At 64.8% G+C, this 13,683-nt stretch carries 10 protein-coding genes; 4 read left to right on the top strand and 6 right to left on the bottom strand.

All coding sequences use genetic code 11. The features are described 5' to 3' along the window. Positions 1-138 precede the first annotated feature (138 nt). From pheA to mtnA, 4 genes are all read right to left on the bottom strand, one after another. The gene (gene pheA, locus AC25M7_RS06805; protein ID WP_028690825.1) at positions 139-1,233 is read right to left on the bottom strand and encodes a prephenate dehydratase; all 1,095 of its coding nucleotides are present in this window, start codon (positions 1,231-1,233) and stop codon (positions 139-141) included. Then, entirely contained in the window at positions 1,233-2,318 is a 1,086-nt protein-coding gene (gene serC / locus AC25M7_RS06800) for a 3-phosphoserine/phosphohydroxythreonine transaminase (RefSeq protein ID WP_028690826.1), read from the bottom strand. Before serC ends, pheA begins: the two co-directional genes overlap by 1 nt. Before the next feature lie 133 nt (positions 2,319-2,451). Continuing rightward, positions 2,452-5,214 (bottom strand): DNA gyrase subunit A, encoded by a 2,763-nt coding sequence (gene gyrA / locus AC25M7_RS06795; protein WP_062361520.1) that lies wholly within the window; start codon positions 5,212-5,214, stop codon positions 2,452-2,454. A 248-nt stretch (positions 5,215-5,462) separates the two neighbouring features. Beyond that, positions 5,463-6,539 (bottom strand): S-methyl-5-thioribose-1-phosphate isomerase, encoded by a 1,077-nt coding sequence (mtnA, locus tag AC25M7_RS06790; protein ID WP_028690828.1) that lies wholly within the window; start codon positions 6,537-6,539, stop codon positions 5,463-5,465. Positions 6,540-6,650: 111 nt separating this feature from the next. Here mtnA and AC25M7_RS06785 point away from each other — a divergent pair, with 111 nt between their 5' ends. From AC25M7_RS06785 to AC25M7_RS06770, 4 genes are all read left to right on the top strand, one after another. Then, positions 6,651-7,976 carry a TRZ/ATZ family hydrolase gene (locus AC25M7_RS06785; RefSeq protein ID WP_028690829.1) on the top strand — a complete coding sequence of 442 codons (1,326 nt, stop codon included), beginning with the start codon at positions 6,651-6,653 and terminating at the stop codon, positions 7,974-7,976. Between the two features lie 63 nt (positions 7,977-8,039). Continuing rightward, the gene (ubiG, locus tag AC25M7_RS06780; protein WP_207851635.1) at positions 8,040-8,738 is read left to right on the top strand and encodes a bifunctional 2-polyprenyl-6-hydroxyphenol methylase/3-demethylubiquinol 3-O-methyltransferase UbiG; all 699 of its coding nucleotides are present in this window, start codon (positions 8,040-8,042) and stop codon (positions 8,736-8,738) included. Between the two features lie 2 nt (positions 8,739-8,740). Continuing rightward, positions 8,741-9,412, top strand: a complete 672-nt coding sequence (mupP, locus tag AC25M7_RS06775; protein WP_028690831.1) for an N-acetylmuramic acid 6-phosphate phosphatase MupP — start codon at positions 8,741-8,743, stop codon at positions 9,410-9,412. A gap of 47 nt (positions 9,413-9,459) precedes the next feature. Further along, complete coding sequence (locus AC25M7_RS06770; protein WP_207851637.1) at positions 9,460-10,200, top strand: YciK family oxidoreductase; 741 nt, start codon at positions 9,460-9,462, stop codon at positions 10,198-10,200. Between the two features lie 68 nt (positions 10,201-10,268). On the opposite strand, the gene AC25M7_RS06765 is transcribed toward AC25M7_RS06770, so the two are convergent. Then, complete coding sequence (locus AC25M7_RS06765) at positions 10,269-11,054, bottom strand: iron-containing redox enzyme family protein (RefSeq protein ID WP_028690833.1); 786 nt, start codon at positions 11,052-11,054, stop codon at positions 10,269-10,271. Between the two features lie 38 nt (positions 11,055-11,092). Further along, on the bottom strand, positions 11,093-13,549 hold the full coding sequence (locus AC25M7_RS06760) for an EAL domain-containing protein (protein WP_028690834.1): 2,457 nt from the start codon (positions 13,547-13,549) through the stop codon (positions 11,093-11,095). Positions 13,550-13,683 lie beyond the last annotated feature (134 nt).

The raw sequence follows: 13,683 nt of genomic DNA, 5'->3' as shown, positions 1-13,683 counted from the left end.
CCCACTGGGGCTGCGTTGCAGCCCATCGCGACGCAAGGCCGTTCCCACAGGACTCAGTACAGCTTCAAGGCCTGCACAATACCTGTGGAAGCGGCCTTGTGTCGCGATGGGGCGCGAAGCGGCCCCGGCAATCTCAAATCAAAGCACCGCCTTCGGATACGAACCCAGCACCTTCAGCGCCACAGCCTCCTGGCTGATCTGCTCCAGCACCGCCTTGATCAGCGGATCGCGGTGATGGCCGACGAAGTCGATGAAGAACACGTAGGTCCACTTGCCGCTGCGCGACGGACGGGTCTCGATGCGCGTCAGGTCGATGCCGTTCTCGTGGAACGGCACCAGCAGCTCATGCAGCGCGCCCGGCTTGTTGCTCATGGAAACGATGATCGAGGTCTTGTCGTCGCCGGTCGGCGGTACTTCCTGGCTGCCGATCATGAGGAAGCGCGTGGAGTTGTCCGGGCGGTCCTCGATCTTCTCGGCCAGGCGGGTCAGCCCGTACAGGTTGGCCGCCATGTCGCCAGCGATCGCCGCCGAGTTCCACTCGCCCTTGACCCGCTTGGCCGCCTCGGCGTTGCTGGAGACAGCCACGCGCTCGACGTTCGGGTAATGGGCGTCCAGCCACTTGCGGCACTGGGCCAGCGACTGGGCATGGGAGTAGATGCGGGTGATGCTGTCGGTCTTGGTGTTCTCGCCCACCAGCAGGTGGTGGTGGATACGCAGCTCCACCTCGCCGCAGATCACCATGTCGTGCTCGAGGAAGCTGTCCAGCGTATGGCTGACCGCGCCTTCGGTGGAGTTTTCCACCGGCACCACGCCAAAGTTGACGGCACCGGCCGCCACTTCGCGGAACACCTCGTCGATGGCCGCCATCGGGCGGCTGACCACGGCGTGACCGAAGTGCTTCATGGCGGCCGCCTGGGTGAAGGTGCCTTCCGGGCCGAGGTAGGCGACTTTCAGCGGCTCTTCCAGGGCCAGGCAGGAGGACATGATCTCGCGGAACAGCCGCGCCATCTCTTCATTGTCCAGCGGCCCCTTGTTGCGCTCCATGACACGCTTGAGCACCGCGGCTTCACGCTCGGGGCGATAGAACACCGGCGCCTCGCCTTCGGCCAGCGACGCGGTCTTGACCTTGGCCACTTCCTGGGCGCAACGGGCGCGCTCGCTGATCAGCTCGAGGATCTTCTCGTCGAGGCTGTCGATGCGCACGCGCAGGGCCTTGAGTTCCTGGTCGGACATCAGCCGTGCTCCTTCTCGAATTCAGCCATGTACTGCACCAGCGCCTCGACGGCCTCCAGGCCCAAGGCGTTGTAGATCGAGGCGCGCATGCCGCCCACCGAACGGTGCCCCTTGAGGTTCAGCAGGCCACGGGCGTCGGCGCCAGCCAGGAAGGCCTTGTCCAGGCGCTCGTCGGCCAGGCGGAACGGCACGTTCATCCACGAACGGGCGTTGTGGCTGATCGGATTGGTGTAGAACTCGCTGCCGTCGATGAAGCCGTACAGGCGGTCCTTCTTGGCGCGGTTGCGCTGCTCCATGGCCTCGACGCCACCCTGCTCCTTGAGCCACTCGAACACCAGGCCCGAGAGGTACCAGGAATAGGTGGCCGGGGTGTTGTACATCGAGCCGTTGTCGGCCGCGATCTTGTAGTCGAGCATGGTCGGGCAGCTGCTGCGGGCGTGGCCCAGCAGGTCTTCACGGACGATCACCACCACCAGGCCGCTGGGGCCGATGTTCTTCTGCGCGCCGGCGTAGATCAGGCCGAACTGCGACACGTCGGTCGGGCGCGAGAGGATGTCGGAGGACATGTCGACCACCAGCGGGACGTCGCCAGTCTCGGGCACCCAGTCGAACTGCAGGCCGCCGATGGTCTCGTTGGACGCATAGTGAACGTATGCCGCGTTCTTGGTCAGTTTCCACTCGTTCTGGCCTGGGATGGCCAGGTAGTCGTAGGGCTTGGCGCTGGCGGCGACGTTGACGTTGCCGAAACGACGCGCTTCCTCGATGGCCTTTTTCGACCAGATGCCGGTCTCGACGTAGTCGGCGGTGCCATTCTCCGGCAGCAGGTTCAGCGGAATCTCGGCGAACTGCTGGCTGGCGCCGCCCTGCAGGAACAGCACCTTGTAGTTGGAGGGGACGGACAGCAGGTCGCGCAGGTCCTGCTCGGCCTTTTCGGCAATGGCCACGTAGTCGTCGCTGCGATGGCTCATTTCCATCACCGACAGGCCCTTGCCGCGCCAGTCCAGCATCTCGGCCTGGGCACGCTGCAGGACAGCATCGGGAAGCGCGGCGGGGCCGGCGCAGAAGTTAAAGGCTCGTTTGCTCACATCCACTCTCGCTCTGCCAAATAGAACAAATCGTCACTCACAGACCCCGCCAACCCCTGCAGGAGCGAGCGTTGCCTGTTCCAATCAGTCAAACGGGGCGACCTTGGTCGCCCCGTTCGGGTTGTTGCTTCGGTTATTCCTGAGGTGCCTCTTCGGCGCCTGCGGTGTCCTCGCCCACTGCATCGAGCGGGGCGCCCTCCTCGTCCGTCTCGACCAGGTCGTCGAGTTCTTCCTCGGATGGCTCCTGGACACGCTCCAGGCCCACCAGTGTTTCGTCCGTGGCCAGCTTGATCAGCGTAACACCCTGGGTGTTACGGCTCAGGCTGGACACTTCGCCGACCCGCGTGCGCACCAGGGTACCCTGGTCGGAAATCAGCATGATCTCCTCGCCTTCCTGCACCTGGATGGCGCCGATCAGCAGGCCGTTGCGCCCCTTGGTGCCCATGGCGATCACGCCCTGGCCGCCACGACCGCGACGCGGGAACTTGGAAAGCGGGGTGCGCTTGCCGAAGCCACGCTCGGAGGCAGTGAGGATCTGCGCGCCGGACTCGGGGATCAGCATGGAGATGATCTGCTGGCCCTTGCCCAGTTTCATGCCGCGCACGCCACGGGCATTACGACCCATCTCGCGCACCACGCTCTCGGCGAAGCGGATCACCTTGCCGGCGTCGGAGAACATCATGACTTCCTTGGCGCCATCGGTAATGGCTGCGGCGATCAGGGTGTCGCCTTCCTTGAGCTTCAGGGCGATCAGGCCGTTGGAGCGCGGACGGGCGAACTGCACCAGCGGGGTCTTCTTGACGGTACCGGAGGCGGTGGCCATGAAGATGTAGGCGCCGGTCGGTTCGGCGGCCCACTCTGGGGTGTCGCCGTCTTCCTCGTCGATCTCTTCGGCCTCAACCAGCTCGCCTTCAATCACGCTGTCATCGCTGTCTTCCAGCTCTTCCTCAGGGTCTGCGTGCTGCTGCAGTGCTTCCAGGTCGATCTGCAGCATGGCGGTGATGCGCTCACCCTCCTCCAGCGGCAGCAGGTTGACCAGCGGACGACCGCGGGCGGCGCGGGAGGCCTCGGGGATTTCGTAGGTCTTCTTCCAGTACACCTTGCCCTTGCTGGAGAACAGCAGCAGGGTGGCGTGGCTGTTGGCGACCAGCAGGTGCTCGATGTAGTCCTCGTCCTTGACGCCGGTGGCCGACTTGCCCTTGCCGCCGCGGCGCTGGGCCTGGTAGGCGGACAATGGCTGGGTCTTGGCGTAACCACCGTGGGAGATGGTCACCACGCGCTCTTCTTCCGGGATCATGTCACCGTAGTTGAGGTCGTGGCTGGCGTTGAGGATCTCGGTGCGGCGGGCATCGCCGTACTCGGCGCGGATCGCTTCGAGTTCTTCGCGGATCACTTCCATCAGGCGCTCGGCGCTGCTGAGGATTCGGATCAGCTCGCCGATCTGCTCGAGGATCTCCTGGTACTCGGCCAGCAGCTTCTCGTGCTCCAGGCCGGTCAGGCGGTGCAGGCGCAGCTCGAGGATGGCCTGGGCCTGCTCCGGCGACAGGTAGTACTTGCCTTCACGCAGACCGTACTGCTCCGGCAGGTCTTCCGGACGGCAGGACTCGGCGCCGGCGCGCTCGACCATGACCTGCACCGCGCTGGACTCCCAGGCGGTGCTGATCAGCGCTTCCTTGGCTTCGGACGGGGTCGGCGAGGCCTTGATCAGGGCGATGACCGGGTCGATGTTGGACAGCGCGACCGCCTGGCCTTCAAGGATGTGGCCACGCTCGCGGGCCTTGCGCAGCTCGAACACGGTGCGGCGGGTGACCACTTCGCGACGGTGGCGAACGAACGCCTCGAGCAGGTCCTTGAGGTTCAGCAGGCGCGGGCGACCGTCGATCAGGGCGACGATGTTGATGCCGAACACGCTCTGCAGCTGGGTCTGCTGGTAGAGGTTGTTGAGCACCACTTCCGGCACCTCGCCGCGACGCAGCTCGATGACGATGCGCATGCCATCCTTGTCGGACTCGTCGCGCAGCTCGGTGATGCCTTCGATCTTCTTCTCTTTGACCAGCTCGGCGATCTTCTCGATCAGACGCGCCTTGTTCAGCTGGTACGGCAGCTCGGTGACGACGATCTGCTGGCGACCACCGACCTTGTCGATGTCCTCGATCTCGGAACGGGCGCGCATATAGATGCGGCCACGGCCGGTGCGATAGGCCTCGATGATGCCCTGGCGGCCGTTGATCAGGCCGGCGGTAGGGAAGTCCGGACCCGGGATGAACTGCATCAGTTCATCGACCGTGATGTCGGAGTTGTCGATCAGCGCCAGGCAGCCATCGATCACTTCGCCGAGGTTGTGCGGCGGGATGTTGGTGGCCATGCCCACGGCGATACCGCTGGAACCGTTGACCAGCAGGTTGGGGATCTTGGTCGGCATGACCGCCGGGATCTGCTCGGTACCGTCGTAGTTGGGCACCCAGTCGACGGTTTCCTTGTGCAGGTCGGCCAGCAGCTCGTGGGCCAGCTTGGCCATGCGCACTTCGGTGTATCGCATGGCCGCGGCGTTGTCACCGTCCACCGAACCGAAGTTGCCCTGGCCATCGACCAGCAAGTAGCGCAGCGAGAAGGGCTGGGCCATGCGCACGATGGTGTCGTACACAGCGGTGTCGCCGTGCGGGTGGTACTTACCGATCACGTCACCGACCACACGGGCGGATTTCTTGTACGGCTTGTTCCAGTCGTTGCCCAGTTCGCTCATCGCATACAGAACGCGGCGATGCACGGGCTTCAAGCCGTCACGCGCATCGGGCAGCGCTCGCCCGACAATAACGCTCATCGCGTAGTCGAGGTAAGACTGTCTCAGTTCGTCTTCGATATTGACCGGGAGGATTTCTTTGGCCAGTTCGCCCATGAGAAGCCTGATTCCTTTTTCTGGTGAAACTTCGCCTGATCCCTCGAAGGACGAACGAAGCTCGCCGCCGCAGCGCATATGGGGTGCGACGACTTACGACAAATCAATGAGTTGTGACATGGATCTGCGCAATGAAGGCCGCCGCAAAGAGCGGCCTTGGAAACTGCCGGATGGTATCACAAACACGGGACGCATGGGAGATATGGCAGGTTGCCTTGAAGCGCCATCCAAACGGGTGAAAAAACACCTCAATGCAGGCGTTTGCGGCACATCAACTGGGCGATTTTCGCCGTATCCGGACGCTCGACCACCCCCCTCTCGGTGACGATCACGTCGATCAGGTCCGCCGGGGTGACATCCACCACCGGGTTGTAGGCCTCGACATCGGCCGTCACCTGGATGCCCGCGACTTCCAGCAACTCTTCTTCGCCACGGGTCTCCAGCGGGATGTCCTCGCCGGTGGCCAGGTTCAGGTCGACGCTGGTGCTCGGCGCCACCACCATGAAGCGCAGGCCGTGGTGCATGGCGGTCACCGCCATCTGGTAGGTGCCGATCTTCGCCGCCACGTCGCCATTGGCGGCGATACAGTCGGCACCAACCACCACCCAGGTGATGCCCTTGGTCTTCATCAGGTGCCCCATGGCCGCGTCGGCGACCACGGTCACCGGCACGCCATCGGCGGCCAGCTCCCAGGCGGTCAGGCGCGAGCCCTGCAACCAGGGTCGCGACTCGCAGGCATAGACCTGCTCAACCATGCCTTCCAGGGTGGCAGCGCGGATCACCCCCAAGGCGGTGCCGAAGCCGCCGGTGGCCAAGGCCCCGGCGTTGCCATGGGTGAGCAGAGCCTGTTCGCTGCCCTGGTGGCGACGAATCTGCTCGACGCCGAACTGGGCCATGGTCAGGTTGGCCTCGCGATCGCTTTCATGGATGGCCACCGCCTCGGCCTCCATCACCGCCAGCACATCCTCCCCTGAACGCAGGCGCTGCAGGCGTTCACGCATGCGGTTGAGCGCCCAGAACAGGTTGGCCGGGGTCGGGCGCGCCTCGCCCAGCAGCATGAAGTCCTCCTCGAGGGACTCCTCCCAGCCGTCACCCTCGGCCAATCGCTGGCGCAAAGCCAGCACCAGGCCATAGGCGGCGCAGATTCCGATCGCCGGGGCGCCGCGTACAGCCATGTCGCTGATTGCCTCGGCCACCTCGTACGCCTGCGTGCAGGCCAGCCAGCACTGCTCCAGCGGCAGCAGGCGCTGGTCGAGCAGGTGCAACACGCCGTCGCGCCATTCGATGCCCGTCACCGTCTCCGCCGCCATCAGTTGCTCGCGCATCGCCTCTCCCCGTCGCCCTGACATCAAAAGCCGGCGATTATAGCGACCCTCAGCCGCGGACGCTCGGGTATACTGCGCGTTTAGCCGAACCAACCCAGGTATATGCCGCGCATGCCCACCGCCATCCCTCTCCTCGACCTGCTGCTTGTGCCGGACTGGCTGGTCCCCGTGGAGCCGGCCGGCGTGGTGCTCGAAGGCCATGCACTGGGTGTGCTGGACGGCCAGATCGCCTGGCTCGGCCCCCGCGAACGGGCACCCCGGGCCCGGGAAGTGCGCGAACTGCCCGACTGCGTGCTGACGCCCGGGCTGGTCAACGCCCATGGTCACGCCGCCATGGCCCTGTTCCGTGGCCTGGCCGATGACCTGCCGCTGATGACCTGGCTGCAGGAGCATATCTGGCCGGCCGAGGGCCGCTGGGTGGACGAAACCTTCGTGCGTGACGGCACCGACCTTGCCATCGCCGAGCAGCTCAAGGGCGGCATCACCTGCTTTGCCGACATGTACTTCTTCCCCCGCGAAGCCTGCGACCGCGTGCACCAGAGCGGTATCCGCGCGCAGATCGCCGTGCCGCTGCTGGACTTCCCGATCCCCGGCGCGCGCACCCCGGACGAGGGCCTGCACCTGGCCATCGAGCTGTTCGGCGACCTGCGCCACCACCCGCGCATTACCGTCGCCCTTGGCCCGCACGCGCCGTACACGGTCAGCGATGCGAACCTTGAGAAGATCCGGGTAATCGCCGACCAGCTCGACGCACCGCTGCACATGCATATCCACGAGACCGCCGGCGAAGTCGAGCAGGCGCTCAAGGACAGCGGCGAGCGCCCACTGGCCCGCCTCGCCCGCCTGGGCCTGCTGGGGCCGAACCTGCAGGCGGTGCACATGACCCAGGTCAGCGACGAGGATCTGGCCCTGCTGGTAGAAAGCAACACCAGCGTGGTCCACTGCCCCGAGTCCAACCTCAAGCTGGCCAGCGGCTTCTGCCCGGTGGAGCGCCTGTGGCAGGCCGGAGTGAACGTGGCGGTGGGCACCGACGGCGCCGCCAGCAACAATGACCTCGACCTGCTCGGCGAAACCCGTACCGCCGCGCTGCTGGCCAAGGCCGTCGCCGGCTCGGCCACCGCCCTGGACGCCCACCGGGCGCTGCGCATGGCCACGCTCAACGGCGCCCGGGCGCTGGGCCTGGAGGCGACGACCGGCTCGCTCGAGGTAGGCAAGGCCGCCGACCTGGTCGCCTTCGACCTGTCGGGGCTGGCGCAGCAGCCGGTGCACGACCCGGTCTCGCAATTGATCTACGCCACCGGCCGCGATTGCGTGAAGGACGTCTGGGTCGCCGGCCACGCCCTGGTGCTGGACCGCCGCCTGACGCGGATGGACGAGCGGGCCCTGGCCGCCAATGCCCGCGCCTGGGGAGCCCGCATCGGCGGGCGCAACGAATAACCGGGCGCCAGCCACGGCTGGCGCCCCGTGACACTTTCATAGAAGCTTCAGAGGACTGTTCAGATGAGCAACGTCGACCACGCCGAAATCGCCAAGTTCGAAGCCCTGGCTCACCGCTGGTGGGACCGCGAGAGCGAATTCAAGCCACTGCACGACATCAACCCACTGCGGGTCAACTGGATCGACGAGCGCGTCGCCCTTGCCGGCAAGAAGGTGCTGGACGTCGGCTGCGGCGGCGGCATCCTCAGCGAGGCGATGGCCCAGCGCGGCGCCACCGTGACCGGCATCGACATGGGCGAGGCGCCACTGGCGGTGGCCCAACTGCATCAGCTGGAGTCCGGCGTGGCGGTGGAGTACCGGCAGATCACCGCCGAGGCCCTGGCCGAAGAGATGCCCGAGCAGTTCGACGTGGTCACCTGCCTGGAGATGCTCGAGCACGTGCCCGACCCTTCGTCGGTGATCCGTGCCTGCTACCGCATGGTCAAGCCGGGCGGCCAGGTGTTCTTCTCGACCATCAACCGCAACCACAAGGCCTACCTGCTGGCAATCATCGGCGCCGAGTACATCCTCAAGATGCTGCCGCGCGGCACCCATGACTTCAAGAAATTCATCCGCCCCTCCGAGCTGGGCGCCTGGAGCCGCGCCGCGGGCCTCGAGGTCAAGGACATCATCGGCCTGACCTACAACCCGCTGACCAAGCACTACAAGCTCAGCAACGACGTCGACGTCAACTACATGATCCAGACCCTGCGCGAGGAATGAGCATGCGCCTGCGAGCAGTACTCTTCGACATGGACGGCACCCTGCTGGACACGGCGCCGGACTTCATCGCCATCTGCCAGGCGATGCTCGCCGACCGCGGCATGCCGGCCATCGACGACGAACGCATCCGCGAGGTGATCTCCGGCGGCGCCCGCGCCATGGTCGCCGCAACCTTCGCCATGGACCCCGAGGCCGACGGCTTCGAGGCCCTGCGCCTGGAATTCCTCGAGCGCTACCAGCGCGACTGCGCGGTGCACAGCAAGCTGTTCGACGGCATGCCGGAGCTGCTGGCCGACATCGAGAAAGGCAACCTGCTGTGGGGCGTGGTCACCAACAAGCCGGTGCGCTTCGCCGAACCGATCATGCAGCGCCTGGGCCTGGCAGAGCGCTCGGCCCTACTGATCTGCCCAGACCACGTGAAGAACAGCAAGCCCGACCCCGAACCGTTGATCCTGGCGTGCAAGACCCTGGACCTGGACCCGGCCAGCGTGCTGTTCGTCGGCGATGACCTGCGTGACATCGAGTCTGGCCGCGACGCCGGCACCCGCACCGCAGCGGTGCGCTATGGCTATATTCATCCAGAGGACAACCCCAACAACTGGGGCGCCGACGTGGTGGTGGACCACCCGCTGGAACTGCGCAAGGTGATCGACAGCGCGCTGTGCGGCTGCTGAACCTTCGCGCAGCCCCCATTGATCGCAACCGATTTAAGGACAGACCGATGTTCGACTACACCGCCCGCCCCGACCTGCTCAAGGACCGGATCATCCTGGTCACCGGCGCCGGTCGCGGCATCGGCGCCGCCGCCGCCAAGGCCTACGCCGCCCTGGGCGCCACCGTGTTGCTGCTGGGCAAGACCGAGTCCAACCTCAACGAGGTCTACGACCAGATCGAGGCCGCTGGCCATCCGCAGCCGGTGGTGATCCCGTTCAACCTGGAAACCGCCCTGGCGCACCAGTACGACGAACTGGCGGCGATGATCGAGGAGCAGTTCGGTCGCCTCGACGGCCTGCTCAACAACGCCTCGATCATAGGCCCGCGCACGCCGCTGGAGCAGCTCTCGGGCGATAACTTCATGCGCGTGATGCACATTAACGTCAACGCCACCTTCATGCTCACCAGCACCCTGCTGCCGCTGCTGAAACTGTCCGAGGACGCCTCGGTGGTGTTCACCTCCAGCAGCGTCGGGCGCAAGGGCCGGGCCTACTGGGGTGCCTACGGGGTGTCGAAGTTCGCCACCGAGGGACTGATGCAGACCTTGGCCGACGAGCTGGAAGGCGTGGCGCCGGTACGCTCGAACAGCATCAATCCGGGCGCCACGCGCACGGCGATGCGCGCCCAGGCCTACCCAAGCGAGAACCCGCAGAACAACCCGCTGCCCGAGGAGATCATGCCGGTGTACCTGTACCTGATGGGGCCGGACAGCAAGGATGTGAACGGACAAGCGCTGAACGCGCAGTAAGGCCCGCTTCGCCGGCAAGCCAGCTCCTACGGAATCGACTGTAGGAGCCGGGTTGCCGGCGAACTGTTTCAGCCCGCCGCCAATGCCGGGCGCAGACGCCCCTGCTGACGCCCCTCGAGCTGCATGCAACGCTCCAAAAACAGGAACATGCAGTCATAGCTCTTGCAGATCGCCCGACGCAGTTCGGTGCGCAACCCCAACGTGGGGTTCTCGCCGGCCAGGGTGCAGATGATCTCAAGCGCTTCCCAAGGGTGCGCATCATCGTACTGCGCATGCATCTTCAGCCACTTCATCGCGCGCTTGCGGGTGTCCTCGGGGAACCCTTGGGCATAGGTGTCCTCAGCGCACACCACCGCCGACCACTCGCCGGTGGCACCTTCGATGGCGTAGTTGGTGGCCGCCATGGCGATAGCCAACGACTCGGTGGCGCACACCCGCCAGCACCAGTCGTTGAGGCCGTTGAGCTCCGGCGGCACTTCCTGGGACTGCAATTCATGCAGATGGATACCGTGTGCCTGGCACCAGTTCACCCAGTAGTCGGCATGGTTGAGCTCGACCCGGATGTTGCGCATCAGCCAGCGGCGCGCCATGTCTTCGCCAGGGTGCCGGGCGTAGCGGGTCTTGGTGAGGTTGTGGGCCATGTAGAGGGAAAACTGCTCGACCACCGGCCAGCCACCGATCAAGTACTGGCGGATGGTCGACTGCTTGAGCTGGCCATCGCGCAATCGCTGGTAGAACTCATGCTCCACCACCCGGCGCTTGCTTTCGCGGCAATCCTCTATCAGTTGTTGAGCCCACTGCGGATAACTGGCCGGATCCATCAATGGTCCGATCCTTACGAACGCGTCGATCACTGTCAGCTCCTTGATTCCCTGTGATTTCCGGGCGTTGTTCAGCGAAAGGTCCCCGGCGCCCGGTGCAGAAGGGGCCTCGCGGCAATCCGTTGGCGCTGCAGGCTGTCGCAGGTGAAGACCTGCGGGCGTTCGATAAGGTATCCCTGGGCGTAGTCAACGCCGATCTCCTGCAAAGCCTGCTCGATCAGCGGTGTCTCGACAAACTCGGCGATGGTCCGCTTGCCCATGACGTGACCGATGTGATTGATCACTTCGACCATCGCCCGGTTGATCGGGTCATCGAGCATGTCCTTGACGAAACTTCCGTCGATCTTCAGGAAGTCTACAGGCAAATGCTTCAAATAGGCGAATGACGACATTCCGGCGCAGAAGTCGTCGAGCGAGAATTTGCAGCCCAGTCCTTTCAATTCATTGATGAATCGGATCGCACTGCCCAGATTGGCGATGGCGCTGGTTTCGGTAATTTCAAAACAGATCAGTCGAGGCGGGATGTCGAACTCGCCAAACAGGCGTTGCAAGTACTCGAGGAACTTGTCATCGCCGATACTTGAGCCGGATAAATTGATGGCGCACATCGCCAGGGGGCCCTCCCGGCCTTCGTCCACGCACTGGCGGATCACCTGGAACACACTGCGCACCACCCAACGGTCGAGCGCGGTCATCAGCCCATAGCGCTCCGCTGCGGGGATGAAGCTGTCGGGCAGGATGGTGCGCCCGCTTTCGTCGTGCAGGCGCAGGAGGATCTCGATATGCCCAGGGCCCTCATGGGGATGCAAGGGCGCGATCTCCTGGGCGTAGAGGCAGAAACGGTTCTCCTCCAGCGCCACGTGCAATCGCTGGATCCAGGCCATTTCGCCAAAGCGCATGGACAGCTCACTGTCATCAGCATGATAGACCTGGACCCGATTGCGTCCTTTCTCCTTGGCCATGTAGCAGGCCATGTCCGCCGCGCGCAACGAAGCTTCCAGGGTACTGGGCACCTGGGCGATGTGCACCAGGCCGAGGCTGACCGTGGTTACGAAGGGGCGCCCCTTCCATACGAAATGCAGGCTCTGCACGGACTGGCGCAACTGTTCGGCAATGCGCTCGGCCTGCTCCGGCGGGCAATTCTCCAGGAGCACGCCAAACTCGTCGCCACCCAGGCGCGCGAGGGTATCACCCTCGCGCAGGCCCGACTGCAGCACCGCGCAGATATGCCGCAGCAATTCGTCACCAGCGGCATGGCCGCAGGTATCGTTGACCAGCTTGAACTGGTCGAGGTCGAGGAACATCAGCGAATGGCGCCCGGCCTGGCGCGCCAGGCCGTTGAGCGCCTGCTCCAGGCGATACTCGAACTCCCGGCGGTTGGCCAGCCCGGTCAGGGCGTCATGGGTGGCCTGCCAGGACAAATTGGCAATGTACTGGCGCTCCTGGGTCATGTCGTGTAACACCACCACGACGCCACTGACCTGCCCTTCGGTGAGGATGGGCGAGCCCACCAGGTTAACCGACACCGTGCTGCCGTCCAGGCGCTGGATCAGCCGGGCGTGCTCGGCGCCGCCCTTGAGGCTGCCGCTGAGCACCTGCTCGACCAGCGTCAGGCTGTCACCCTCGGCGTTCTCGTCGAGCAGGCTGAACAACGCCGTCAGCGGCAGGCCCTGGGCCTGCACCGCCTGCCAGTGGGTCAACTGCTCGGCGGCCGGGTTCATATAGCTGATGCAACCATCGACATCGGCGGTGATCACCGCATCGCCGATCGATTCCAGGGTGATCTGCGCCCGCTCCTTCTCCTCCTGCAGTGCACTGGCGAACGCCTGGCGCTGGGCCAGCAGCTTGCTCGAACGTCGCCAGGCCATGGCGATCAGGAACAGCGCGGTGGCCAGGTTGGTGAGCATCAGCACCTTGAGCAACATCCGCGAGCCTTCACCCAAGGCATCGCTGAACGCCTTGGCGGCGGGGGTGACACCGTCATTGATGGCGACGATGCGCGCCTTCCAGTTGGCCACCTGGTGGGGATCGATAACACCGCTGGCGAAACCTTGACGCATCTGCTGGGCCAGCACGTCGAGCTGGCGCAGGTAGTCGTCACCGATGTTCCAGTAATCGATGGCGGTTTCCATATAGCTGATATGACGGAAGTTGCGGTAGAACCAGATGATCCGGGCAACGTCCTCAGGGTGGTTGCCGCCCTGTAGCACGCCCTGGCGCGCCGCCTCCAGGTCCGGCTCGGGTCGATCCAGGGCCAGGCGCAGGTTATGGTCGCCCTGGGGCACCAGGATGGCCCGGCGGTAGCGAGCATAGGTCAACGGATCGCGGTCGTCGGCGTAGAGGTTGAGGTAATAGATGGCGTCCTTCTGCGCCTTGGACCACAAACTCTCGCCTGCCACGTAGGCGCGCACGGCGGACAATGCATAAAGGCTCAGACTGCCCAGCAGCACCTGGAAAACCACAACGGCGACGAAAGGCCAGATGATACCCAGCAGCCTTGGCGCTTCGAGAGTCCGATTTACCTTCATGTAGTCCCTGTCATGGCGGCAGATAAGGCACGAATCGACCTAGACAAGCACAGCGTAGGCCATTTGCCATGAAGGAGCGACAAGCTACCAGCGCCAAGCAGCAAGAAAAAGTGTGCTGACTGCGACTTGCCGCT

The sequence above is a fragment of the Pseudomonas sp. P106(2024) genome, from assembly GCF_057480815.1.
Note: the sequence above shows the minus strand (reverse complement) of the source record. Positions and strands in the feature narration are given on the sequence as shown.